The organism is Mesorhizobium sp. M0478 (genome assembly GCF_040321305.1).
GTDB lineage: Bacteria > Pseudomonadota > Alphaproteobacteria > Rhizobiales > Rhizobiaceae > Mesorhizobium.
Genome location: NZ_JAMYRH010000001.1, coordinates 197501 through 221558, shown reverse-complemented (window position 1 = coordinate 221558; position 24058 = coordinate 197501). Strand labels below are relative to the sequence as shown.

Sequence of the window (24058 nt, the reverse complement as noted above, 5' to 3'; positions counted from 1 at the left end):
CGCCGTCACCGCCCGCCGGGGTTTTCCAGTATCGTCTTCAGCGAGACCTTCGCCGAACCCGGTTTCAAGGGCTTTTGCTGCGAGGCATCGGGCGCCCAGCCCGACATCCAGACGATGGAAAAGCTTGCCCTGATGCGGCCATCAGCGTCCGAAAAGCGTTCGGCATAGATTTCGGCGGCACGGGTAAAAAGCTTTCGCGCTCCCGGTCGCCGGCTGCGATCGGTCAGCGCGCTGGTTTCGCCCATCGCCCTGAGATCTGCAATGAGGTCGAAGAGGGTATCGTAGCGGACGGTCACCGTTTCGACGTCGGCCACCGGCAGCGCCAGTCCGGCGCGCTGCAGCAGTGCGCCGGCGTCGCGAACATCGGTGAAGGGGATGACACGCGGGCTGGCGCCGCCATAGAGTTCGGTCTCGGCGGCGAGCAGGCTTTCGCGCAATTCGGAAAGCGTGCCGGCGCCGGCAAAGGCGCCGAGGAAAAGCCCGTCGGGCCGCAGAGCGCGGCGGATCTGCACCAGCATGCCGGGAATGTCGTTCATCGCCTGCAACGACAGAAGTGAAACGACGAGGTCGAGGCTTTCCGGCTGGAACGGCACTGTTTCCAGCGGTGCTATCAGCCCTGGCCGGCCGTCCAGAAACGCTGGATCTGCCTCGACGCGCACGATCTCCGCTGCCTTGCCGCTTGCAGCGACCACGTCCGTTGCGTCCGGCGTCTGGCAAAACAGCACCGCGGCCTTGCCGAATTTCCGCTCGACCGCGCCGAGCCGGTCGGCAAGGTCTTCCGCCGCCCGCCGCATCAGAAAATCCGCGCCGGCTACGGGGTGGGCCAGCGCCCTGCGCTTGCGCACCAGCCAAAGTTCAGTATCGATGATCGGCTGCAACGGTAGACATCCCTGTTTGTCTGTCTAGTGATATCCTGGCGCGGACGACAAAACCACGTGGCCGATCCGGTGATGGAGATCAAGAGCCTCGCTCAAACCATGTTGAAACTGGCCATGTTGGACTGGCCGGCGCGGATGCTGTTCCCGCCGGTCTGTGCCGGCTGTCGCAGGCACGTCTCGCAACCCGGCGTTTTGTGTGGTGCCTGCTGGCCGAAACTCAGGCTGCTGGAGCGGCCATGGTGCGCGGTGATGGGCACGCCATTCACGCACGATATGGGCGAGGGATTCCTGTCGGCCGAGGCGATCGCCGATCCGCCGCCGTTCGAGCGGGCGCGGGCGGCCGTGGCCTATTCAGGTGTCGCCCGCCAGATGGTGCAAGGTCTGAAATACCAGGATCGCACCGATCTGGCGCCGTGGATGGCGCGCTGGATGCTGCGCGCCGGCGCTGAGGTAATTGCAGACGCCGATGTCGTCGTACCGGTGCCGCTGCACTGGCGGCGCTTCTTTCGGCGGCAGTTCAACCAGTCGGCGGAGTTGGCAAGGGCGGTTGCGCAGCTTAGCGGGCTGCCTTTCTCGCCCTCGGCGGTCCGGCGCGTCAAGCTCACGCGCCAGCAGGTCGGGCTGGAGCGGCAGGAGCGAGAGGACAATGTGCGCGCCGCCTTCCGTGTGCCTGCGGAAGCCGAAATCGAGATCACTGGGCGCCGCGTGCTTCTGGTCGACGATGTCTACACCACCGGCGCTACCGTGCGCTCGGTCGCCAAGGCGCTGAAGAAGGGCGGCGCCGGAGCGGTCGATGTGCTGACCTTTGCGCGTGTCCTGCCGGGGGACTTTCGGGCCGACGAGTCCGCGACTATATAAGGTCAAGGAAAGGCACGGACCGATGCTCGATGTGACGATTTACACCCGTATGATGTGCGGCTATTGCGCGGCGGCCAAGCGGTTGCTCGACCGCAAGGGCGTCGCCTACACCGAGCATGACGCTTCGTTTTCGCCGGAATTGCGCCAGGAAATGATTTCGCGGGCGCATGGCCGCTCGACCTTTCCGCAGATTTTCATCGGCGACACGCATGTCGGCGGCTCCGACGACCTCCACGAATTGGAGGCACGGGGGCAGCTGGATAGGCTGCTTGCCAACGGCTCGACGACAAAGAGCGGTTCGTAGCGCCGCTCTATGTCTTTGTTTTTACGCAATTCCGGACGGAAAACCGTTACACACTTTTCCTGGAATTGCTCAAAGAGGACGTGACGATGGGTGTTTTCAAGGCGGCGGCGATCCAGATGCGTTCGGGCGAGAGCCCTGAGCGCAACGCGATCGATCTCGAACGGCTGGTGCGCGAGGCGGCAGGCCTCGGTGCAACCTACATCCAGACCCCGGAAATGACCGGTGCGCTGATCCGCGACAAGGAAGCCAGGGCTGCTTCCTTCACCTCGGAAGACAAGGACATCGTCGTGGCGACCGCGCGCAAGCTCGCCAGCGAACTCGGCGTCTTCTTGCATATTGGCTCTACCGCCATCCTGCGCGCCGACGGCAAGCTCGCCAACCGGGCGCTGCTGTTTGGGCCGGACGGCGCGACGCTCGCCACCTACGACAAGATCCACATGTTCGACGTCGATCTCGACAATGGCGAAAGCTGGCGCGAATCCGCCGCCTATGAGCCGGGCACCGAAGCGGTCGTCACCGAGATCGACGGCGCCAGGCTGGGCTTTGCCGTCTGCTACGATCTACGCTTTCCACAGCTGTTCCGCGCCGAGGCGATGGCCGGCGCCGACCTCTTGTCGGTGCCTGCCGCCTTCACTCGCCAGACCGGCGAAGCGCACTGGCATGTGCTGCTGCGAGCCCGTGCCATCGAGAACGGCGCCTATGTGGTTGCTGCAGCACAAGGTGGCCTGCATGAGGATGGCCGCGAAACCTATGGCCATTCGCTGATCGTCGACCCATGGGGTCGCATCATCGCCGAGGCCGACCATGACGATCCGGAGGTGATCATCGCCGAGATCGACACGGCGCAGTCGTCGGCCGCGCGTAAGAAAATCCCCAATCTCAAGAACGCGCGTGATTTTGCCGTCAATGCCGGCGCAGTGGAAGCGCCGCGGCTCAGGGGCGCGGCTTCGTGATCCGCTTTGCCCTGATCTGCGAGCACGAGCACGAATTCGAGGGCTGGTTTCGCAGCAATGACGATTTCGACACGCAGAAGAAGCGCGGCTTCGTCGATTGCCCGAGCTGCGGCTCGCACAAGGTGCAAAAGGCGCTGATGGCGCCAGCCGTCTCCACCGCGCGGAAGCAGGAAACAATTGCGCTGGCCATGGGCGAAACCCAGAAGCAGGCTTTGGCGCAACTGAAGGCGATGGCCGAGAAGGTGCGCGAGAATGCCGACTATGTCGGCGACAAGTTTGCCGAGGAAGCGCGCAAGATCCATTTCGGCGAGAGCGATGCGCGCGGCATCTATGGCGAGGCGACGTTGGACGAAGCCAAGAGCTTGGCCGAGGATGGCATCGATTTCATGCCGATCCCGAGTTTTCCCGAGGAGCGCAATTGAGCGATCAGCTGGCGCTATCGATCAATTTGCCAAGCAACTGAGCCAGTGCCCCCCGCTCCGTGCCGGTGAGCCCGGCGAGGATTTCATGCTCGTTGGCGACGTGGGCGGTCAGGGCTTCGTCGATCAAGGCCAGACCTTTTTCGGTCAGTTGCACGACAATGCCACGCCGGTCGTTGGGGTGCGGGCCGCGCAGGATCAGTCCGGCCTTCTCAAGCCGGTCGAGCCGGTTGGTCATGGCCCCAGAGGTCACCATCGTCGCCTCGTATAGAGCGGTCGGTGTCAGCGCGTAGGGCTGGCCGGAGCGGCGCAGCGTCGCCAGCACATCGAATTCGCCGGCCTGCAGTCCGAAACGGGCAAACAGCGGGGCGAGGCGCTCGCGGGCGATTAGCGACGAGGCTTCGTTCAGCCGCCCAAGCACCAGCATTGGCGACACCTCCAGGTCCGGCCGTTCCCGCTTCCATTGCTCCACCGCCTTTGCCGCGCGATCCATTTGTCTCACCGCTAAGTATCTTGACGTTAAGAATCTTTGTGGTATGCTACCTCAAGATACAGTTTCGACCCAGTGCCGCAAGTGAGTGACGGGACCATCCGATGAAATTTCTCTGGGAATCGGCGCTTGGCCTGCTGGTCGTCACCGGCGGCCTGCTCGGCCTGACCTTGCCGTTCGGCAAGCTGGCGACGGCTGCCGGCGTTCCGGCCATGGTCTGGGCCTTCGTCATCTCGTTCGGCGCCGGGGGCGTGCTGCTGTGCGCGTTGCTCGCGAACGGCGAGCGCATGCGGCTCACCTCGCACAGACTGCGCTATTTCTTCATCACCGCCGCCGTGTCCTACGCCGTGCCCAATCTGCTGATGTTTTCGGCTATCCCGCATCTCGGCGCCGGCTATACCGGCATCATGTTCACGCTGTCGCCGGTCATCACACTGGTGTTTTCGATCCTGCTCGGCGTTCGACGGCCAAATACGCTCGGCAGTATTGGTATCGCCGTCGGCTTCATCGGCGCCGTCATGGTGGCGGTGACGCGCGGCGAGGCCGGCCAGCCGGCCGATGTCTACTGGGTGCTGGTCGGACTTTTGATCCCGGTCAGCCTTGCCGCCGGCAATATCTATCGCACCGTCGACTGGCCCGAAGGCACCGGTCCGATCGAACTGGCCGTCGGCAGCCACCTGGCCTCGGCGACGCTGCTGCTGATCGGCATTCTCGCGCTGTTCGGCGTCGGCGCTTTCGCCCCGCTCAGGGCCGTGCCGCTGGTTGTCGTGGCGCAAGTCGCTTCGGCCTCGGCGATGTTTGCCTTCTTCTTCCGGCTGCAGGCCGTGGGCGGTCCGGTCTATCTCAGCCAGATCGGCTATGTGGCGGCGGCCGTCGGCCTGTTTGCCGGAACCATCTTCCTCGGCGAGCACTACCAGTTGCTGACCTGGGCCGGCGCGGTGATCATCACCATCGGCGTGATCATCACCACCAAGGCGCAGAGCCAGAAGGCATAGGGTCTTTGGTTTACGCAATTCCCTAGGCAAAGCGCTATGCGCTTTTCCCGGGAAAACCGCTTCACACTTTGCTCGAACTGCTCAAGCTTAAATTTGGCTCGCGTCGAGGCGCTTCCGTAGCGCCGGCGGGACGACGTTTCGCCAGGCCGTCCGAACGGCGCTGCGGAATGTCTGTTCGTCGCAGGCTTCGAGCATGATCGACGTCCATCCCTTTTGGCCCCAGCCGCCTGTCACGGGCCTGAAAACCGATGGCTCAGCCGCGGCCATCATCTCTTGCTGGTCGCGGTCGAGCTTGACGACAGCACGGTCGGCTTCGGGCAGCGAGACGAAGATACGGTTGCGGACGCGGAAGTCAGCCTTGCCGAAATGCGATTGCTCGACCGTTTCGGGAAGATCGAGCGCCAGCTCTCGGGCCCTCATAGTGTCCACGGCCGCCCCCTTTCGTTCAGACCGATCGTTTTTCCGCCAGCACCATATAGTTGACGTCCATGTCCTTGGAGCGTGCCCAGCGGTCGGCGAGAGGATTGTAGGTCACGCCGGTGCGGTCGATGATGGTCATGGCGGCGCTGCCGAGCGCCTTTTCAAGCTCTTCGGGCCGCACCAGCTTGCCGAACTGGTGGGTGCCGCGCGGCAGCCAGCGCAGCACATATTCGGCGCCGATGATGGCCAGGCCCAGTGCCTTCAGCGTGCGGTTGATGGTGGCGACGAACATGATGCCGCCGGGCTTGACCATCTCGCCGCACTTGCCGATGAACAGGTCGACATCGGCAACATGCTCGACGACTTCCATGTTGAGGACGACGTCGAATTTCTCGCCGGAATCGGCCAAATCCTCAGCGGTCGTAGCGCGATAATCCACCGTCACGCCGCCTTCGGCCGCGTGCAGCTTCGCCACCTCGATGTTGGTTGCCGAGGCGTCGGCGCCGACCACTTCGGCTCCAAGCCTTGCCATCGGCTCGCACAATAACCCACCACCGCAGCCGATATCGAGGAAACGCAGGCCTTCGAACGGCCGCGCCGCCCGCGGATCGCGGCCGAAGCGCGCCGCCACCTGGTCCCGGATATAGGCCAGCCGGACCGGGTTGAATTTGTGCAGCGGACGGAATTTGCCGTTCGGGTTCCACCATTCGGCGGCAAGCGCGGAAAAGCGTTCCACTTCTCCGGCATCGATTGTCGATCGTCGGGCCTCTGGCATGGGGCGGGTCTCCTCGGACGCTAGGAAGTCGGGTGCCGGGGCAAGAAAGTCAAGGCCGGTTTTATGCGACTGCTGGCAAGTCGACCTAGGGCCTCGAGATCACAATCGCCGCATGTCCCATCTCAACACTCGCGGGATCGATGGCCCGCATCGCTTCGCAATCGCCGATCTCGGCGATGATGCGGCCGGCGGCGGCGAGAGCCTGCTCGCGACTTCGCCAGCGCACGACATCGACCCAGCTGCCATCGTCCCGCCGCGCCAGGCAGCGGTTTACGAAACCAGGTTGCCGCGCCAGCCAGTCGGCGACCAGGTTGTTGACGGCGGCAAAGCCCGCTTCCGCTCCAGGCTTGAGGCGAAAGGTGACGATTTCCAGGGCCTCGGTCATTTTGCGTCCAGCACGTCGCGCAATTTCGCCGCCAGCTGCTCGATGGTGAAGGGCTTGGCCAGGAAATGCACGTCATGGTCGAGCACGCCATTGTGGACGACGGCGTTCCTGGTGAAGCCGGTGGTGAAGATCACCTTCAGCTTCGGCATGCGCGCCAGCGCCTCCTCGGCGAGCTTGCGGCCATTCATCACCGGCATGACGATATCGGTGAACATGAGCGCCACACCAGGGTTGTCGCCCAGCTTTTCCAGCGCTTCCTGGCCGCTTGTGGCATGAATGACGGTGTAGCCGAGTTCGCGCATGGCATCCGTGGTGGAAGCCCGCACGCGTGGATCGTCCTCCACGACAAGGATGGTTTCGGTGACCGGCACGGCAGGATTTCCGGCTCGTTCCGAAGATATGGCGGCCTCTTCCGGGCCGAAGAAGCGCGGCAGGTAGATCCTGATCGTGGTGCCTTGGCCGGGTTCCGAGTAAATCTTGACGTGTCCGCCGGACTGTTTGACGAAGCCGAACACTTGGCTCAGCCCGAGGCCGGTGCCCTTGTCGACTGGCTTGGTGGTGAAAAATGGCTCGAAAGCCCGCTCCATGACGTCCGCCGGCATGCCGGCGCCGGTGTCGCTGACCGCAATCATTACATACTGGCCGGCTTTGACCTCGGCATGGGTGGCGGCGTAGCCCTCGTCGAGGTGGCTGTTGGCGGTCTCGATGGTCATCTTGCCGTCCTCGCCCATGGCGTCGCGCGCATTGACCGCCAGGTTGAGAATGGCATTTTCGAGCTGGCTCGGATCGGCATGGGTCTTCCACAGGCCGCCAGCCAGCACGGTTTCGATGCGGATGGTTTCGCCGAGCGCCCGCCGAAGCAGGTCCGACATGCCGGCGACCAGACGATTGGCGTCTACAACCTGAGGCGCGAGCGGCTGCTGGCGCGAGAAGGCAAGCAGCCGTGACGTCAAGTTTGCGGCCCGGGTCGCCGCATCGGTCGCCGCTTCGATGAATTTCATGATGTCGTGCTCGCCCCGCGTCAGCTTGCGCTGGGCGAGGTTCATGGCGCTGATGATCACCGCCAGCATGTTGTTGAAATCGTGGGCGATACCGCCGGTCAGCTGGCCCACAGCCTCCATCTTCTGCATCTGGCGGATCTGTGATTCGGCCTTTTCACGCGTCTGGATTTCGTTGCCGAGCTCGATGTTCTTGCGCATCAGCTCTTCCTGGGCGATGGCCACTGCGCGGAACCGGCGGCGCGAAAGGCGAACCGTGTAGGCGCCAAGCAGGAAGATCGCCAGCAGCGCCGCTATCGAGCCGATTCGCAGCCAGTTTTCGACCCGGTCGGTATGAGCGTCGCGCGCGGCGATGGCTGCGCCGCCAATGCGCCGGATCGTGTCCATGCTGGCCCGGATCTGGTCCATGGCGGCCTTGCCCTGGCCGCTGCGGACCAGTTCCAGAGCTTTTGCCGCATCGCCGCGATCGTAGAGTGCAATCGTCTCAGCCAATTCGGCCTGGTTTTGTGAAAGCGCGTCCTTGACGTGGTTGATCTGCTGCACGAGTTCGTCGTCCGGCGCGGTCATGCCGTCGATGCGCGCAAGCTGGCCCGGAATGGCGTCGACCGCCTGCCGATAAGGCTGGAGGTAGGATTTCTCGCCGGTCAGGAGATAGCCGCGCTGGCTGGTCTCGGCCTCCTGAGCCATGGCAAGCAAACCGGAAAGCAATTCCTGATACTCGACCGCCTCGCGCGCGGCCTCACGATTGGCTCTCTGGGTCTCGACCAGCACGGCGCGTGTGCCGACGATCAACGCCAGCACGGCGAAGCCGATGAACAGCGGCAGCGATTGCCACCGCATGGCGCGTCGAAGGCGAACAATCATTCGATATGCCGGACCAAAAGGAGTTTCCCGCGGGCAGCATTTGGTAAGCGGCGGCGGGGCCGAACGCAATATGCCGCGATCCTGAAGCCGGCATCCGCCGCCAGCCTTGCGAAACCGTCATCATTTGGCTAAGGAGGCGCGCATTCAGCGGCCGGCTTCTGTCGAGCGCTTACTTCCCCTTTCGGTCCTGGGCCGGCTTCAGTCAAAGGCATTTCGCTTCCATGGCGCGCATCGTGATGAAATTCGGCGGAACCTCCGTCGCCGACATCGCCCGCATCCGCAATGTGGCGCGTCACGTCAAACGCGAGGTCGATGCCGGCCATGAGGTCGCTGTCGTGGTTTCGGCGATGGCGGGCAAGACCAATGAACTGGTTGGCTGGACGCGCGAAGCCTCGCCCATGCACGACGCGCGCGAGTATGACGCCGTGGTCGCCTCGGGCGAGCAGGTGACTGCCGGCCTGCTGGCGATCACACTGCAGAATATGGGCGTCCATGCCCGCTCCTGGCAGGGCTGGCAGATCCCGATCAAGACCGACAACGCGCATGGCGCGGCGCGCATCCTCGAAATTGACGGCGCGTTCCTGATCAAGCGCTTCGGCGAGGGCCAGGTGGCTGTCGTCGCCGGCTTCCAGGGCATCGGCCCGGACAACCGCATCGCCACGCTCGGCCGCGGCGGCTCCGACACAAGCGCGGTGGCCATTGCCGCGGCGGTCAAGGCCGACCGCTGCGACATCTACACCGATGTCGACGGCGTCTACACCACCGATCCGCGGATCGAGCCGAAGGCGCGGCGGCTCAGCAAGATTTCGTTCGAGGAAATGCTCGAAATGGCCTCGCTCGGCGCCAAGGTCTTGCAGGTGCGCTCGGTCGAGCTTGCCATGGTGCACAGGGTGCGTACGTTCGTGCGGTCGTCCTTCGACGATCCCGATGCGCCCGGAATGGGGGATTTGCTCAATCCTCCGGGAACGCTTATTTGCGACGAGGAAGAGATCGTGGAACAGCAGGTCGTCACCGGAATTGCCTACGCCAAGGACGAAGCGCAGATTTCTCTGCGCCGCGTTGGCGACCGCCCGGGCGTTGCCGCCGGCATTTTCGGCCCGCTGGCCGAGGCCAACATCAATGTCGACATGATCGTCCAGAACATCTCAGAGGACGGCAAGTTCACCGACATGACCTTCACCGTGCCGTCCGGCGACGTGGACAAGGCGCTGGCCGTGCTGGAGCGTCTGAAGGCTTCGATCGGCTATGACGTGGTGCAGTCGGAAGCCGGCATGTCGAAGGTTTCGGTCATCGGCATCGGCATGCGCAGCCATGCCGGTGTGGCCGCCACCGCTTTCAAGGCGCTGGCCGACAAGGCGATCAACATCCGCGCCATCACCACCTCCGAGATCAAGATTTCGATACTGATCGACGGTCCCTACACGGAACTCGCGGTTCGCACTTTGCATTCCGTGTACGGTCTGGATAAGCAGTAGCGAGAGCGATTTGAGTTGTTGCGTGTGCGCCGGTGGCAGTGGAAACTGCGGCGGGCAAAATGCCCATTGGAGAAGAAGCCGCGATGCGTGATACGGCCAGTGGCCCGCGCGTTCTGCTGAAACGGCTCCGCGAGCTCATGCAGGAGCCGCTGGAGCCGCAGGAGCGGCTCGACCGGATCGTGCGCGACATCGCCTCCAACATGGTCGCCGAGGTCTGCTCGCTCTATGTGCTGCGCGCCGATTCGGTGCTCGAACTCTATGCCACCGAAGGTCTGAACCCGAACGCCGTCCATTTGGCGCAGCTGCGGCTGGGGCAGGGCCTCGTCGGCACCATTGCCGCCAGCGCGCGGCCGCTCAACCTCTCCAATGCGCAGGAACATCCGGCCTTCGCCTACCTGCCGGAGACCGGCGAAGAGATCTACAATTCCTTCCTCGGCGTGCCGGTACTAAGGGCAGGGCGCACGCTCGGCGTGCTGGTGGTGCAGAACAAGACCATGCGCCACTACCGCGACGACGAGGTCGAGGCGCTGGAAACGACCGCCATGGTGATCGCCGAGATGATCGCCACCGGCGATCTCGCGCGCCTGACCCGGCCCGGCCTCGAACTCGACCTGCGCCGTCCCGTCAGCTTTACCGGCCTGTCCTTCAACGAGGGTGTCGGCCTCGGCCATGTCGTGCTGCATGAGCCACGCATCGTCGTCACCAATCTGTTCAACGAGGACAGTGAGGAAGAGGTGCGCCGGCTGGAGACGTCGCTCGGTTCGCTCAGGCTTTCCATCGACGACATGCTGGAGCGGCGCGATGTCGCCTTCGAGGGAGAACATCGCGAGGTGCTCGAGGCGTATCGCATGTTTGCCAACGACCGCGGCTGGGTGCGCCGGCTGGAAGAGGCGATCCGCAACGGCCTGACGGCGGAAGCGGCGGTGGAAAAGGTGCAGAGCGACATGCGCGCCCGCATGCTGCACATGACCGATCCTTATTTGCGCGAGAGGATGAGCGACTTCGACGATCTCGCCAACCGGCTGCTGCGCCAGCTGATGGGGCGCGGGCCTGACGACGTCGCGGCGTCACTGCCGAAGGATGCCATCCTGGTCGCGCGCTCGATGGGCGCGGCCGAACTGCTTGATTATCCCAGGGACAAGCTGCGCGGCGTGGTGCTGGAAGACGGCGCTGCCACCAGCCATGTCGTCATCGTAGCGCGCGCCATGGGCATTCCGGTCGCCGGCCAGATGAAGGGCGCCGTTTCCATGGCGGAAAACGGCGATGCCATCATCGTCGACGGCGAGGAAGGCACCATCCATCTGCGGCCGCAGCCCGACCTCGAAGCTGCCTATGCCGAAAAAGTGCGCTTCCGGGCGCGCCGGCAGGAAGTCTACCGGGAACTGCGCAAGAAGCCGTCGGTGACCAAGGACGGCGTCCAGGTCGACCTGCTGATGAATGCGGGCCTGGCCGTCGACCTGCCGCAGCTGGCCGAGGCGGGTGCGGCCGGCATCGGCCTGTTCCGCACCGAATTGCAGTTCATGGTCGCCTCGACCTTCCCGCGCGCCGAGGCGCAGGAGCGGCTCTACCGCGACGTGCTGGACGCGGCGCGTGGCAAGCCGGTCACCTTCCGCACCATCGACATCGGCGGCGACAAGGTGCTGCCCTACTTCAAGGGCGCTGTCCAGGAAGAAAACCCTGCGCTCGGCTGGCGCGCGATCCGGCTGACGCTCGACCGGCCGGGTCTGCTCAGGACCCAGATCCGCGCTCTGCTGAAGGCCTGCGGCGGGCGCGAACTGAAGCTGATGCTGCCGATGGTGACCGAGCTCGGCGAAATCGCCCAGGCGCGCGAGATCATCGACCGCGAAGTGCGGCATCTCTCCCGCTTTGCCCACCATCTGCCGACCAGCCTCAAGGTGGGCGCCATGCTGGAAGTGCCGTCGCTGCTGTTCCAGCTCGACGAGTTGATGAAGGCGGTCGATTTCGTCTCGGTCGGCTCCAACGACCTGTTCCAGTTCGTCATGGCGGTCGATCGGGGGAACACGCAGCTCTCCGACCGCTTCGACACGCTGTCGACGCCGTTCCTGCGGGTTCTGAAGCAGATCGCCGACGCCGGGGTTCGCAACCACACGCCGGTGACGCTGTGCGGCGAGCTTGCCGGAAAACCCATTTCCGCCATGGCGCTGATCGGCCTCGGCTACCGCTCGATCTCGATGTCTCCAGCCTCGATCGGCCCGGTCAAGGCGATGTTGACCGAACTGCCACTGGAGGAATTGGAGGCTTTCTTTGCCGACAATCTGATGGCGCCAGCTCAAGGGCTGCCGATGCGGGCGCTGCTGCAGGCCTTCGCCGACGACCGCTCCATCCCGCTATAGCATTAGCCATGGTCAATCTTCCCCGCGAGCGTATGGATCAGGTCGTCAAGCGTTTCGAGATGCTCGAAGCGCAGATGTCGGCCGGCCCGGCAGCCGATGCCTATGTGAAGATGGCTTCCGAATATGCCGAGCTGCAGGACATGGTGGCCAAGGTCAGGGAACTGCGCTCAGTCGAGCGCGAGCAAGCCGACCTCGAGGCGATGCTTGCCGACAAGGGCACCGACGCCGAGATGCGGGCCCTGGCGGAGGCAGATTTGCCTGGCGTCGAAGCGCGAATCGAAGAGCTGCAGAAGGACATCCAGATCCTGCTGTTGCCCAAGGACGCGGCCGACGACAAGAACGCCATCCTTGAAATCCGCGCCGGCACCGGCGGCGATGAGGCGGCATTGTTCGCCGGCGACCTGTTTCGCATGTATGAGCGCTATGCCGCCGAACGCGGCTGGCGCTTCGAGACGGTGTCGGCCAGCGACGGCGACGCCGGCGGCTTCAAGGAAATCATCGCCACCATTTCCGGTAGGGGAGTCTTTGCCAATCTGAAGTTTGAATCCGGCGTGCACCGCGTGCAGCGCGTGCCGGCGACCGAGGCCAGCGGGCGCATCCACACTTCGGCGGCGACGGTTGCCGTACTGCCGGAGGCCGAAGAGGTCGACATCGACATTCGCGCCGAAGACATCCGTATCGACACGATGCGCGCCTCGGGTTCGGGCGGCCAGCACGTCAACACCACCGATTCTGCGGTGCGCATCACCCATTTGCCGACCGGCATCATGGTGGTGCAGGCGGAGAAGTCGCAGCATCAGAACCGGGCGAAAGCCATGCAGATTCTGCGTGCGCGGCTTTACGACCTCGAGCGCAGCAAGGCGGACGAGGAGCGCTCGGAGTCACGCAAATCGCAGGTTGGTTCGGGCGACCGTTCGGAGCGCATCCGCACCTACAACTTCCCGCAGGGCCGCCTTACCGACCATCGTATCAACCTGACGCTCTACAAGCTCGACCGGGTGATGATGGGCGAGCTCGATGAGGTCATCAATGCGCTGATCGCCGACCATCAGTCGAAGCTGCTCGCCGATATCGGCTTCGATGGCTGACATGTTGCCCGGCGCGCTCGGGCCGTTGTTGCGGGTGGCGCGGGAGCGGCTTGCCGCGGCCGGCCTTTCCGACCCGGCGCTGGATGCCAGGCTTATCGTCGAGCATTTTTCCGGCACGGACCGTACGCAGGCGATCGCCGACCCGCAACGGACGGTCGATGCGGGTGCGGTTGCCGCAATCGGCGCTGCTCTGCAGCGCCGCATGGCCGGCGAACCGGTTCACCGCATCCTCGGGTTTCGCGAGTTTTACGGCCTGCGGCTGTCGCTGTCGCCGGAAACGCTGGAGCCGCGGCCGGACACCGAAACGCTGGTCGAGGCGATCCTGCCTTTTGCCGGCGCGACGGCCGAAAGGCTGGGGGAATGCCGTATCCTCGATCTCGGCACCGGTACCGGCGCGATTGCGCTGGCGCTGCTCAGCGCGGTTCCGGCCGCGACCGCCACCGGGGTCGATATTTCACAAGACGCGCTGGCAACCGCGATACGCAATGCCGAGCAACTCGGACTCGCCGGCCGGTTCGTGGGGCTGCAGTCTGACTGGTTCGAAAAAGTTTCGGGCCGATACCATGTAATTGCCGCAAACCCTCCCTATATATCGTCTAGAGACATTGGAAATCTGCAGGACGAGGTCCGCGATTTCGATCCGCACAGAGCCCTTGATGGCGGTGTGGACGGTCTTGGCCCCTACAGGATCATCGCCGCCGAGGCGGCAAAGTTTCTGGAAGCAGAAGGCAAGATAGCGGTCGAGATCGGCCACACGCAGCGCAATGAGGTCAAAGACATATTCGCGGCAGCCGGCTACAGGCTGGCCGGGGCATTTGTCGATCTTGGCGGAAACGACAGGGTTCTTATGTTTGAACAGGGAAAGCCTTGACGCAGTGCAAAAAAGCGCTTGGCAATGCCGGGGAATGCGGCTAGGGTCCGCCCTAACCGGATGAGACGAAGCAGGCAGTGCTCTTAGCGATTCGGTTTTCCTTGGAAATAGCTGCCTTCTTGCGCAAACGACGCCCAAGCTTCGTGCGGGAATCGTCCGGCAAGTGATGTAACCGGAACAGGATGACACGTGGCGCCAACGCAATTGATGCGGGCGAACGCCGGTGAAGAAACGAAACGGCTGGCTGCATGAGCGCCTCCGTTCGCGAAACGTTTTTCGAAAATTTCAAAATGAAGAGAGTCTTATGAGGCCACAACAGCAGAACAGGCGCATGCGCGGTCGCAACAACAATGGCGGCGGCGGTGGCAACAACAATAACAACAACAACAACCGCAAGGGCCCAAATCCCCTGACGCGCAACTACGAGAGCAACGGCCCGGACGTGAAAATCCGTGGATCGGCTCAGCAGATCGCCGAAAAATACGCCACTCTGGCCCGTGATGCCCAAAGCTCCGGCGACCGGGTTATGGCGGAAAATTACCTCCAGCACGCCGAGCACTACAACCGCATCATTGCCGCCGCACAGGCGCAGATGCCGATCCAGAATGCCCCGCAGAACCGCGACGAATTCGACGACGATGAAGATCGCGACGATTTTGACAATGCCGGCAGCGGCAATGGCGGCGAGACTCAAGCGCCGATGGCGAACCACGGCAACGGTCCGCAGCCGACGATTGAGGGCACGCCGGCCGAACTCGCATACGGCCAGGAAAACGGCCGCGAGAACAACAGTGGCCGTGACAATAATGGCCGTGACAATAATGGCCGCAACAACAACGGCCGCGACAACAATGGCCGCAACCGTGACCGCCGCCCCAATGGCGGCTATGGCCAGAACGACCAGCGTGGCGACTTTGCCCAGCGTGGCGAGCAGAACGGCCAGCGCGGCGACCAGCAGCGCTTCACCGAAACCCCGGCACAGGCGGAAACCGTTTCCGCGGTTGAGCCCGAAGCCGAGAGCGGTTTCTCCGAGCCGGCGCCGCTGTACGAAAACCTGTCGCCGGCGGCTCTTGCCGCCCGGGCCGAACTCAATGAGGCAGCCGCCGAGAGCGGCGCTGCCCGTCGCCCGCGGCGTCCGCGCCGCCCGCGCAACAATGCCGATCAGGTCGGTGACGAACAGTCTGGTGGTGGCCAGGTGGTGGATGGCGCCGGCGAGACCGCTGCCGCTATTGACGTGGTGGATGCGGCGCCGGCCGAAAGCCCTGCCGGCGACCCGTTCGCCGTCGACGCCAACAACTGACCCATAAGACATAAGTCGATGAAACGGCGGAGAGAAATCTCCGCCGTTTTCGTTTGCTCGGCCATGCAATATCATCAGCCGGACGTCTTGAGCGGCAATGGCTTGCGCCCCATATCTGGCGTGAACTGGACCCGGCTCGGATGAGCGGGTCCGTCACCGCAATCTGATCCGGTGCCGCAAAGCGGGCCGGTGATGGAAGGAGACAGATATGAACCTCGAGAAATACTCCGAGCGCGTCCGCGGATTCATTCAGTCCGCCCAGACCATGGCGCTCTCGCGCAATCACCAGCAATTCACTCCCGAACATATGCTGAAGGTCCTCGTCGATGACGACGAGGGGCTGGCCGCCTCGCTGATCGAGCGCGCCGGCGGCAACGTGCGCGACGTCAAGCTTGGCGTCGAGACCGCCCTTGAGGCCATGCCCAAGGTGGAAGGCGGCAACGGCCAGCTTTATCTGGCGCAGCCGCTGGCCAAGGTGTTTTCGACCGCCGAGGAATTGGCCAAGAAAGCCGGCGACAGTTTTGTCACGGTCGAGCGGCTGCTGCAGGCGCTGGCGATGGAGAAGTCGGCCAAGACGGCCGATATCCTGTCCAAGGCCGGCGTCACAGCGCAGGCGCTGAACCAGGTGATCAACGACGTCCGCAAGGGCCGTACCGCCGATTCGGCGAGCGCCGAGCAGGGCTATGACGCGCTGAAGAAATACGCGCGCGACCTCACCGCCGATGCCCGCGCCGGCAAGCTCGACCCTGTGATTGGCCGTGACGACGAGATCCGCCGCACCATCCAGGTGCTGTCGCGGCGTACCAAGAACAACCCGGTGCTGATCGGCGAGCCGGGCGTCGGCAAAACGGCGATCGCCGAAGGTCTGGCGCTGCGCATCGTCAATGGCGACGTGCCCGAATCGCTGAAGGACAAGCAGTTGATGGCGCTCGACATGGGCGCGCTGATTGCCGGCGCCAAATATCGCGGCGAGTTCGAGGAGCGGCTGAAGGCCGTGCTCAACGAAGTCACCTCGGCGGCCGGCGGCATCATCCTGTTCATCGACGAGATGCACACGCTGGTCGGCGCCGGCAAGGCCGATGGCGCCATGGACGCTTCGAACCTGTTGAAGCCGGCGCTGGCGCGCGGCGAACTGCACTGCGTCGGCGCGACCACGCTCGATGAATACAGGAAGCATGTCGAGAAGGACGCGGCCCTTGCCCGCCGGTTCCAGCCGGTCTTTGTCAACGAGCCGTCGGTGGAAGATACCGTGTCGATCCTGCGTGGCCTGAAGGAGAAGTACGAGCAGCACCACAAGGTGCGCATCTCGGATTCGGCGCTGGTCGCGGCGGCGACCTTGTCCAACCGCTACATCGCCGACCGTTTCCTGCCGGACAAGGCGATCGACCTTGTCGACGAAGCCGCGTCGCGGCTGAGGATGCAGGTCGATTCCAAGCCCGAGGCGCTGGACGAAATCGATCGCCGCATCATGCAGCTCAAGATCGAGCGCGAGGCACTGAAGGTCGAGAAGGACGAGGCGTCAAAGGACCGGCTCGCGCGTCTCGAAAAGGAACTCGTCGGCCTCGAGGAGGAATCGACCGAGATCACCGCCAAATGGCAGTCGGAGAAGCAGAAGCTTGGCCTCGCCGCTGACCTCAAGAAGCAGCTCGACGCGGCCCGCAACGACCTCGCCATTGCCCAGCGCAAGGGTGAATTCCAGCGCGCCGGCGAGCTTGCCTATGGCAAGATCCCGGAACTGGAAAAGAAGCTGAAGGAAGCCGAAGCCCAGGACGGCAAGGCCGGCATGGTCGAAGAGGTGGTCACGCCCGACCACGTCGCCCATATCGTGTCGCGTTGGACCGGCATTCCGGTCGACAAGATGCTGCAGGGCGAGCGCGACAAGCTGCTGCGCATGGAAGACGAGATCGGCAAGCGAGTCGTCGGCCAGGGCGAAGCGGTACAGGCGGTGTCCAAGGCCGTGCGTCGTGCCCGGGCCGGGCTGCAGGATCCGAACCGGCCGATCGGCTCGTTCATGTTCCTCGGACCGACCGGCGTCGGCAAGACCGAACTGACCAAGGCGCTGGCCAATTTCCTGTTCGACGACGAGAGCGCTATGGTGCGCATCGACATGTCGGAATACATGGAGAAGCACTCGGTCGCCCGGCTGATCGGAGCGCCTCCCGGTTATGTCGGCTATGAGGAAGGCGGTGCGCTGACCGAAGCGGTGCGGCGCCGGCCCTATCAGGTCGTGCTGTTCGACGAGATCGAGAAGGCGCATCCGGATGTCTTCAACGTGCTGTTGCAGGTGCTCGACGACGGGCGGCTGACCGACGGGCAGGGCCGCACGGTCGACTTCCGCAACACGCTGATCGTCATGACGTCGAACCTCGGCGCCGAATATCTGGTCAATCTCGGCGAAGAGCAGGACGTCGATGCCGTGCGCGACGAGGTTATGAGCGTGGTGAGAGCCTCGTTCAGGCCGGAGTTCCTCAACCGCGTCGACGAGGTGATCCTGTTCCACCGGCTGCGCCGGCAGGATATGGGCCGCATCGTCGAGATCCAGCTCAAGCGGCTGGAAAGCCTGCTCGCCGACCGCAAGATCACACTGTCGCTCGACCAGGATTCGATCGACTGGCTGGCGGCGAAGGGCTACGACCCGGCCTATGGCGCGCGGCCGCTGAAGCGGGTGATGCAGAAGGACCTGCAAGATCCGCTGGCGGAAAAAATCCTGCTTGGCGAGATACTCGACGGCTCGACCGTCAAGGTCACCGCCGGCTCCGACCGGTTGAATTTCCGGTCCAGGCCCACTGTGGTGCCGACCGACGCGGCAGCCTGATCCAACGCCGCGCGTCCGACCGGACGCGCGGCATTTTCTTATGAAACAACAATCCTTTGACGGGGGTGCAGATGACGCTGGACGACTACAACAGCTTCTGCGCCTCGCTGCCGCAGACGACGCATGTCGTGCAGTGGGGCGGGGCCGATGTCTGGAAAGTCGGTGGCAAGGTCTTCACCATCGCCGGCCATGACCGGGAGGGTGGCGTCTTCGTCACCTTCAAATGCTCTGAAATGGCTTATGACGTGCTGAAGGATCAGCCCGGCTGCCGGCCGGCGCCCTATCTCGCCTCGCGCGGCATGAAATGGATCCAGCGTCAGACAAGCCAGAGCATGGATGATGATGCGCTGAAGGACTATCTCGGCGAAAGCCACCGCCTCGTCGTCCTCAAGCTGACGAAGCAGACGCGCAAGGAATTGGGCCTGTAGCAACCAGTAATCCGCCATCTTCATGCCCGGTTCATGTTGGAAAGCTTATGTTGTGGTTTGCTGGCGAAGGGGTTTGCCTGCAGGCTTTTGACGATCAGGGCGTTCCTTGCGCATCCAAACGGTGGCGAGAACGTTCTGGTGGGAACACTGCCGGGCGGCGGCAATTACGCATGACCCCGAAAATCGAAATTCGATTTTCGGAAAGGATCATGCGCAGACATGAAGTGTTACAGCGTCCTTTGCGCGTCCAAACGGACGCGCGGCGCTGTAAGTACCGGAGAGTTTGACCACCATGTTCCGCACGATCCTTGCCTTTTCGGTGCTCGCCGCCGGGCTGCTCACGTCCAGCGCCATGGCATCGCCGACTGTGGACAACGCACTGCCGGCCGTCCGCGCCGCCGATAGCGGCGGCATTGTGCTTGCCCAGGACGGCAATCTCGACATCTATTACGACGCCAGGGGCAACCGCGTCATCGTCGATGCCGAGACCGGCAAGGTCATCGCCATCCAGCCGCCGCAGACCAGGCTCGACCGCCGCGCGCTGCGCCGGGAAATGCGGGCACGTGAGCTTGGACGCGCACCGGTCGAAGACGACGACCGCTACTATCTCGACGATCCCGAAGACATGGCGCGTTTCCGCCGCAGGCAACTGGACGATCAGGGACGAATCCCCGGCCCGCCGGTTGATGAATACGATCCTGAAAGCGACAGATTCCTGGGGGCCGCTCCGCAGGATGATGCCAATGACAGCGACACTTATCCGGAAGCGCCGAAATCCGCTGAACCGCGGCCCGTCAAGCGCAAGCCGCTGAACGAAGCCTCTATCGATCCCGCCGAACCGGCGGCGCCCGCCGACCAGGGCGCGCTGCCGCCGAAAGCCGGTGGCAAGACCGTGGTCGATCCCTCGCTTTCACTCGGCGCACGCCAGGATGTAGCCGCCTTGCAGGTGCTGCTCGACCGCGCCGGCGCTTCACCCGGCGTCGTCGACGGGCGCTTCGGCTCCAATGTCGACAAGGCGCTTGCCGCCTACAACCAGATCACCGGCAGCAATCTGCGCTCGACCGACGCGGTCGGCATCCAGGCTGCGCTGGCGCAAACCGGTGGCGATGCTTTCGCCAATTATACGATCACGCCCGAGGACGCGGCCGGGCCTTATGTCGCCTCGATACCGGAGGATTACAGCCAGAAGGCGCAGCTCGACCGCATGGCTTACACCTCCGTCACCGAAGCCTTGGCCGAACGGTTCCACATGGACGAGAACTACCTGAAGGGGCTCAATCCCGAGGCCGACTTCAGCCGTCCCGGCACCATCATCAAGGTCGCCAATTTCGGCAGGCTGGTGGCGACGCCGGTTGCCCGCATCGTCGCCGACAAGGACAAGAAGCAGGTGTTCGCCTACGATGCCGGTGGCAAGCTGGTCGCGGCCTATCCGGCCACCATCGGTTCAGCCGACACGCCCTCGCCGACCGGCACCCATACGGTGTCGCGCGTCGCGCTCGATCCGAACTACACCTACAACCCCAGCATCAATTTCAAGCAGGGCCAGAACGACAAGATCCTGACCATCCCCCCGGGTCCGAACGGCCCGGTCGGCTCGGTGTGGATCGCGCTGGACAAGCCGACCTATGGCATTCACGGCACGCCCGATCCCTCCAAGATAGGCAAGACCGAAAGCCATGGCTGCGTGCGCCTGACAAATTGGGATGCGCGCGAGCTGGCCAAGCTGGTGTCGCCGGGCGTCACCGTCGAGTTCGTCGGCGGTCCCTCGGCCGATGATGTTGCGGAGCAAGCGAGCGCTCCAGCGCAGTGATGTCGGCCTGCCCACAAGGCAGACCGATATCCAAAGCTGGATTCATGAGCGCAGGGCGCTGGCCGGTTGTTGCCGGCCCGCAACAAGTCTAAGCAGACGCTCATGAAGTCTCCGAGCGAAGCCGCAGCCGTTCCCCTGACCAGGTCGCTTTCCAACGGTACATTTTGCCCGCAGTCGCAGCGCAAGTTCGTGCTGGTAGCGGCGATCCTGGCGTCAGCGCTCGGCTTCATCGACGGGTCGATCCTGGCCATTGCCATGCCGGCAATGCGCGTCGACCTCGGCGCCAGCCTGGCCGAGGTCCAGTGGATTTCCAACGCCTATGCGCTGACGCTGTCGGCGCTGATTCTGGCCGGCGGCGCCGCCGGCGACCGGTTTGGCCTCAGGCGCGCCTTCGTTGCCGGCATTGCGCTGTTCATCGTCGCTTCGCTGGCCTGCGCGGTGGCGCCGAATGCGCTGGTGCTCATCGCCTTTCGCGCCATTCAGGGCATTGGTGCGGCGATCATGGTGCCGGGCAGCCTCGCCATCATCGCCAAGGCCTATCCGAAGAAGGAGCGCGGCCGGGCGATCGGCATCTGGGCCGCCGCCTCGGCGCTGACGACTGCGCTCGGTCCGGTGCTCGGCGGCTTCGTTCTGTCGGCCTTTGGCGGCGGTATCTGGCGGGCGATCTTCGCCGTCAACCTGCCGCTCGGGCTGATCTCGATCTATCTCCTGCTGGCCAAGATTCCCGCCGACGCGCCGACGGAGAAGCGAAGCCTCGATCTCGGCGGCGCCGCTCTCGCCACGCTTGCCTTCGGGGCGCTTGCCTACGGACTGACCTCGATGAGCGCCGAAGGCAGCGGGCTGATGTCGCGGCCGAGCATCGCCGCAGGCGCCGTGCTGCTTATCATCTTCATCGTCTTCGAGCTTCGGCAGCGCGAGCCGATGATCGATCTCAAGCTGTTTCGGATCGGCGCCTTTGCCGGCGCCAACCTCGCCACCTTCTTCCTGTATTTCGCCCTGTCGGCCAATCTGTTCTACCTGCCGATGCTGTTGATCGCCGGATGGGGGCTGAGCACCAAAGAGGTCGGTTTCATCTTCCTGCCGCTGTCGGCGTCGATCGCGCTGCTGTCGGGTCTCGTCGGCCAGTGGTCGGATCGCATCGGTCCGCGTTTTCCGATCGCCAGCGGCTGCCTGGTAGTTGCCATCGCCTTTGCCGGGCTGGCTTTGCTCACTCATGCCGGCATGCACAATTTCTGGACCGGTATCTTTCCGCTGATGGCCGTGATGGGGCTCGGCATGGCGCTGGTGGTGTCGCCGCTGTCGACGGCGGTCATGACCGCGGTCGAGGACAAGGATACCGGCGCCGCTTCCGGCATCAACAATGCGGTTTCGCGCATTGGCGGGCTGATTGCTGTGGCGGCGATGGGCTCGCTCGCGGCCTGGGTCTATTCGACGATGCTCGATACCAGCGTCAGGCCGGGCATTCCGGGGTTCGGAGAACCGGCATTGGCCGGCCTGGCGCCAGACCTTGATGCAACACGGCTCGCCGCCAGCGATGCGGCGTTCGCGGCCGTGTCGACAGTGACGGCCGTGCTTTGCCTCCTTGCCGCTGTTATCGCCTGGGCCACCGTTTCGGGGCAAAAGCTGCCTTGGTCACGAGCCGAAGAGGAGCAGTCGACCTGATTCGGAGCCGACCCGATTCGGAATGCTCTGATGGGGCGATTATGATTCGCCGGCGTCGAGTGTGACGGCTTAAAGCGCGTCGCGCTGAAACGGATTCATACGACGCGCTTTAAGTGTTTGTTTTGAGGCATGTCGTTGTCCCAGAACCGCGGCACACTTCTGGGCGACATGCATTAGCCTTCGATCTTGGCGCTCGCGACCTTCAGCGGATTGCTGTCTTCCTGCTTGAGCAGTTCATCGATGCGCTCGCGCTCGCGCTTGAAAGCGACCAGGTCGTCGCCCTTCAGCACCTTGCCGACCGGCAGGCGCACGCGCATCGGGTCGACCTTGGTGCCGTTGACGATCAGCTCGTAGTGAAGATGCGGACCGGTGGAGAGGCCGGTCTGACCGAGGAAGCCGATGGTCTGGCCCTGGCGGACATGAACGCCCGGTTCGATGCCTTTGGCAAAGGCGCTCTGGTGATTATAGGAGGTCTCGTAGCCATTGGCATGGCGGATGATGATCTGCTTGCCGTAGCCGCCGGCCCAACCGGCCTTTTCGATGGTGCCGTTGCCGGCGGCGATGATCGGCGTTCCGATCGGCGCCGCCCAGTCGACGCCGGTATGCATGCGGACATAACCGAGGATCGGATGCCGGCGGGCGCCGAAGCCGGAGCGGAATTTCCCGGCCGGCAGGGGATTGCGCAGCAGGAACTGCTCGGCGCTCGATCCGTCCTCGTCGAAATAGTCGGTCGAGCCGTCCTGCATCTGGAAGCGGTAGAAATTGCGTGTCTGGCCGCCGAAGGTCGACGAGACATAGAGCAGTTCCGATTCGTCGGAGGCCTGGTCGTCGCCGTCCGGCTGCGAGAACAGCACGTCGATGCGGTCCGATGGATTGAGCCTGGACTGGAAGTCGACGCCGGAGGCCAGGAGCTTGACCAATTGCTGGGTCAGCTTCTTCGACATGCCGTAGGAATAGGCGGCGCGGTAGATGCCGTCATAAACGTTCGGCAGATTGCCGCGCACCACCACCGGTGCCGACGAATCGTCGAACGCGGTCAGCAATTCGGGGTTCGGCTCAGGTTCCTGCGCCGGCACATACTGGCCGCGGTCGTCGAGCGCGATGGTGACGATGTGCGTTGTCTTGTCATAGACGCTGGTGCGAACGACCTTGGCGGCGTCGCCATGTACCTCGAGCCCGACCCGCAGCACGGTTCCGGCCTTCAGCGCCGGTGCGTTGAGCAGCTTACCGATCGCCTCCGCCATGCCGGTGGCGTCATCGCCCGTATAGCCCGAATCGGCGAAGGCCTCGGCAATGTCGCGGTCCCTGGTGAAGGGAATGATTTCCTCGGCGAAAGCCGGGGTCTGGTCGTCGAGCGCGACGCGCGGCGCCACCGAGACGTTTTCCGGCACGATCTTGACGTCGTAGGAGCCGGCCATCGATTCGGCGAAGGCATCGCCGAATCGCTGCGGGTCGACATAATGCAGCGAGGCGACCTGCACGGCGCCGTCGCTGAGGTCGGTGCCGGCTTCGCGCACCACTTTTTCCACCTCGTCGGCGGACAGGTCGCTTTTCTCGTCGAAGGAGGCCGTCTCGACCGGGAAATCGACCGTCTTCAGGCTCATCTCGCTTTCGACCTTGGCGCCGTAGATCTGGCCCCCAACTGCGGCAGCCGTCGCCGGCTGCGCCGGCGTCGAGTCGCCATCGTCGCCGAACACCTGCATCGGGTCGAAAGGCGGATAGGCGCGGTTGGTGGTGTGGCCGGCGGCCAGCGCCATCTTGATCTGCACGAACGGCATGGTGTGGATAACGTCGCGGTCACCGACCTTGGTCACCATCGACACTTCCATGCGCCGGCGGTCCTTGGCCTTGGCGATCTGGCGCGGCGCCACCAGCCTGGTGGTCTTGGCGACCTCGCCGGAATCGCCGCCGCTTTC

General features: G+C 64.0%; 21 protein-coding genes (1 of these 21 only partly in view). 14 read left to right on the top strand and 7 right to left on the bottom strand.

Annotation, left to right across the window (positions count from 1 at the left end; all coding sequences use genetic code 11):
- Positions 1-5 precede the first annotated feature (5 nt).
- Positions 6-878, bottom strand: coding sequence for a methyltransferase domain-containing protein (locus NKI64_RS01025; protein WP_023733657.1), 873 nt, complete (start codon positions 876-878; stop codon positions 6-8).
- 72 nt (positions 879-950) lie between these two features.
- On the opposite strand from NKI64_RS01025, the gene NKI64_RS01020 reads away from it, so the two are divergent.
- The 4 genes from NKI64_RS01020 to NKI64_RS01005 all read left to right on the top strand — a co-directional run bounded on the left by NKI64_RS01020 (position 951) and on the right by NKI64_RS01005 (position 3415).
- Positions 951-1736, top strand: coding sequence for a ComF family protein (locus NKI64_RS01020; RefSeq protein WP_196813620.1), 786 nt, complete (start codon positions 951-953; stop codon positions 1734-1736).
- A gap of 22 nt (positions 1737-1758) precedes the next feature.
- Entirely contained in the window at positions 1759-2040 is a 282-nt protein-coding gene (gene grxC / locus NKI64_RS01015; RefSeq protein ID WP_023672982.1) for a glutaredoxin 3, read from the top strand.
- 86 nt (positions 2041-2126) lie between these two features.
- Positions 2127-2993, top strand: coding sequence for a carbon-nitrogen hydrolase family protein (locus NKI64_RS01010; RefSeq protein WP_023693997.1), 867 nt, complete (start codon positions 2127-2129; stop codon positions 2991-2993).
- Positions 2990-3415: a DUF1178 family protein gene (locus NKI64_RS01005; RefSeq protein WP_023672980.1), complete on the top strand. Its 426-nt coding sequence runs from the start codon at positions 2990-2992 to the stop codon at positions 3413-3415. Before NKI64_RS01010 ends, NKI64_RS01005 begins: the two co-directional genes overlap by 4 nt.
- Positions 3416-3419: 4 nt before the next feature.
- Here NKI64_RS01005 and NKI64_RS01000 read toward each other — a convergent pair whose 3' ends face one another.
- On the bottom strand, positions 3420-3905 hold the full coding sequence (locus tag NKI64_RS01000; RefSeq protein WP_023672979.1) for a MarR family winged helix-turn-helix transcriptional regulator: 486 nt from the start codon (positions 3903-3905) through the stop codon (positions 3420-3422).
- Positions 3906-4006: 101 nt separating this feature from the next.
- Between NKI64_RS01000 and NKI64_RS00995 the strand changes: the two genes are divergently transcribed.
- Positions 4007-4897 (top strand): DMT family transporter, encoded by an 891-nt coding sequence (locus NKI64_RS00995; protein ID WP_023693996.1) that lies wholly within the window; start codon positions 4007-4009, stop codon positions 4895-4897.
- An 87-nt stretch (positions 4898-4984) separates the two neighbouring features.
- Here the strand turns inward: NKI64_RS00995 and NKI64_RS00990 are convergent, their stop codons facing one another.
- The 4 genes from NKI64_RS00990 to NKI64_RS00975 all read right to left on the bottom strand — a co-directional run bounded on the left by NKI64_RS00990 (position 4985) and on the right by NKI64_RS00975 (position 8315).
- Entirely contained in the window at positions 4985-5317 is a 333-nt protein-coding gene (locus tag NKI64_RS00990) for an MmcQ/YjbR family DNA-binding protein (RefSeq protein ID WP_023693995.1), read from the bottom strand.
- A gap of 25 nt (positions 5318-5342) precedes the next feature.
- The gene (ubiG, locus tag NKI64_RS00985; protein WP_023672976.1) at positions 5343-6092 is read right to left on the bottom strand and encodes a bifunctional 2-polyprenyl-6-hydroxyphenol methylase/3-demethylubiquinol 3-O-methyltransferase UbiG; all 750 of its coding nucleotides are present in this window, start codon (positions 6090-6092) and stop codon (positions 5343-5345) included.
- A gap of 85 nt (positions 6093-6177) precedes the next feature.
- The gene (locus NKI64_RS00980; protein ID WP_352666209.1) at positions 6178-6477 is read right to left on the bottom strand and encodes an antibiotic biosynthesis monooxygenase family protein; all 300 of its coding nucleotides are present in this window, start codon (positions 6475-6477) and stop codon (positions 6178-6180) included.
- Entirely contained in the window at positions 6474-8315 is a 1842-nt protein-coding gene (locus tag NKI64_RS00975) for a CHASE3 domain-containing protein (RefSeq protein WP_023731038.1), read from the bottom strand. Before NKI64_RS00975 ends, NKI64_RS00980 begins: the two co-directional genes overlap by 4 nt.
- Before the next feature lie 245 nt (positions 8316-8560).
- Between NKI64_RS00975 and NKI64_RS00970 the strand changes: the two genes are divergently transcribed.
- The 9 genes from NKI64_RS00970 (at position 8561) to NKI64_RS00930 (ending at position 22142) form a co-directional block, all read left to right on the top strand.
- The gene (locus tag NKI64_RS00970) at positions 8561-9814 is read left to right on the top strand and encodes an aspartate kinase (RefSeq protein ID WP_023707556.1); all 1254 of its coding nucleotides are present in this window, start codon (positions 8561-8563) and stop codon (positions 9812-9814) included.
- Positions 9815-9897: 83 nt separating this feature from the next.
- Positions 9898-12168, top strand: a complete 2271-nt coding sequence (ptsP, locus tag NKI64_RS00965) for a phosphoenolpyruvate--protein phosphotransferase (RefSeq protein ID WP_023672972.1) — start codon at positions 9898-9900, stop codon at positions 12166-12168.
- An 8-nt stretch (positions 12169-12176) separates the two neighbouring features.
- Entirely contained in the window at positions 12177-13256 is a 1080-nt protein-coding gene (gene prfA, locus NKI64_RS00960) for a peptide chain release factor 1 (protein ID WP_023686670.1), read from the top strand.
- A complete protein-coding gene (gene prmC / locus NKI64_RS00955; protein ID WP_352666206.1) occupies positions 13249-14127 on the top strand; it encodes a peptide chain release factor N(5)-glutamine methyltransferase in 879 nt (292 codons plus the stop codon). The genes prfA and prmC overlap by 8 nt, the downstream gene beginning before the upstream one ends.
- A gap of 304 nt (positions 14128-14431) precedes the next feature.
- Complete coding sequence (locus NKI64_RS00950; RefSeq protein ID WP_023748456.1) at positions 14432-15427, top strand: DUF4167 domain-containing protein; 996 nt, start codon at positions 14432-14434, stop codon at positions 15425-15427.
- Positions 15428-15635: 208 nt separating this feature from the next.
- Positions 15636-18242, top strand: coding sequence for an ATP-dependent chaperone ClpB (gene clpB, locus NKI64_RS00945; protein WP_023672968.1), 2607 nt, complete (start codon positions 15636-15638; stop codon positions 18240-18242).
- Positions 18243-18313: 71 nt separating this feature from the next.
- Complete coding sequence (locus NKI64_RS00940; protein ID WP_023685771.1) at positions 18314-18670, top strand: MmcQ/YjbR family DNA-binding protein; 357 nt, start codon at positions 18314-18316, stop codon at positions 18668-18670.
- Between the two features lie 292 nt (positions 18671-18962).
- Complete coding sequence (locus NKI64_RS00935; protein ID WP_023822820.1) at positions 18963-20480, top strand: L,D-transpeptidase family protein; 1518 nt, start codon at positions 18963-18965, stop codon at positions 20478-20480.
- Positions 20481-20582: 102 nt separating this feature from the next.
- Entirely contained in the window at positions 20583-22142 is a 1560-nt protein-coding gene (locus NKI64_RS00930; RefSeq protein WP_023824674.1) for an MFS transporter, read from the top strand.
- 173 nt (positions 22143-22315) lie between these two features.
- Here the strand turns inward: NKI64_RS00930 and NKI64_RS00925 are convergent, their stop codons facing one another.
- On the bottom strand, positions 22316-24058 hold the 3' portion of the coding sequence (locus tag NKI64_RS00925) for a M23 family metallopeptidase (protein WP_352666204.1). 228 nt of this gene lie beyond the right edge of the window; only the last 1743 of its 1971 coding nucleotides appear in the window; its start codon lies beyond the right edge, outside the window; its stop codon occupies positions 22316-22318.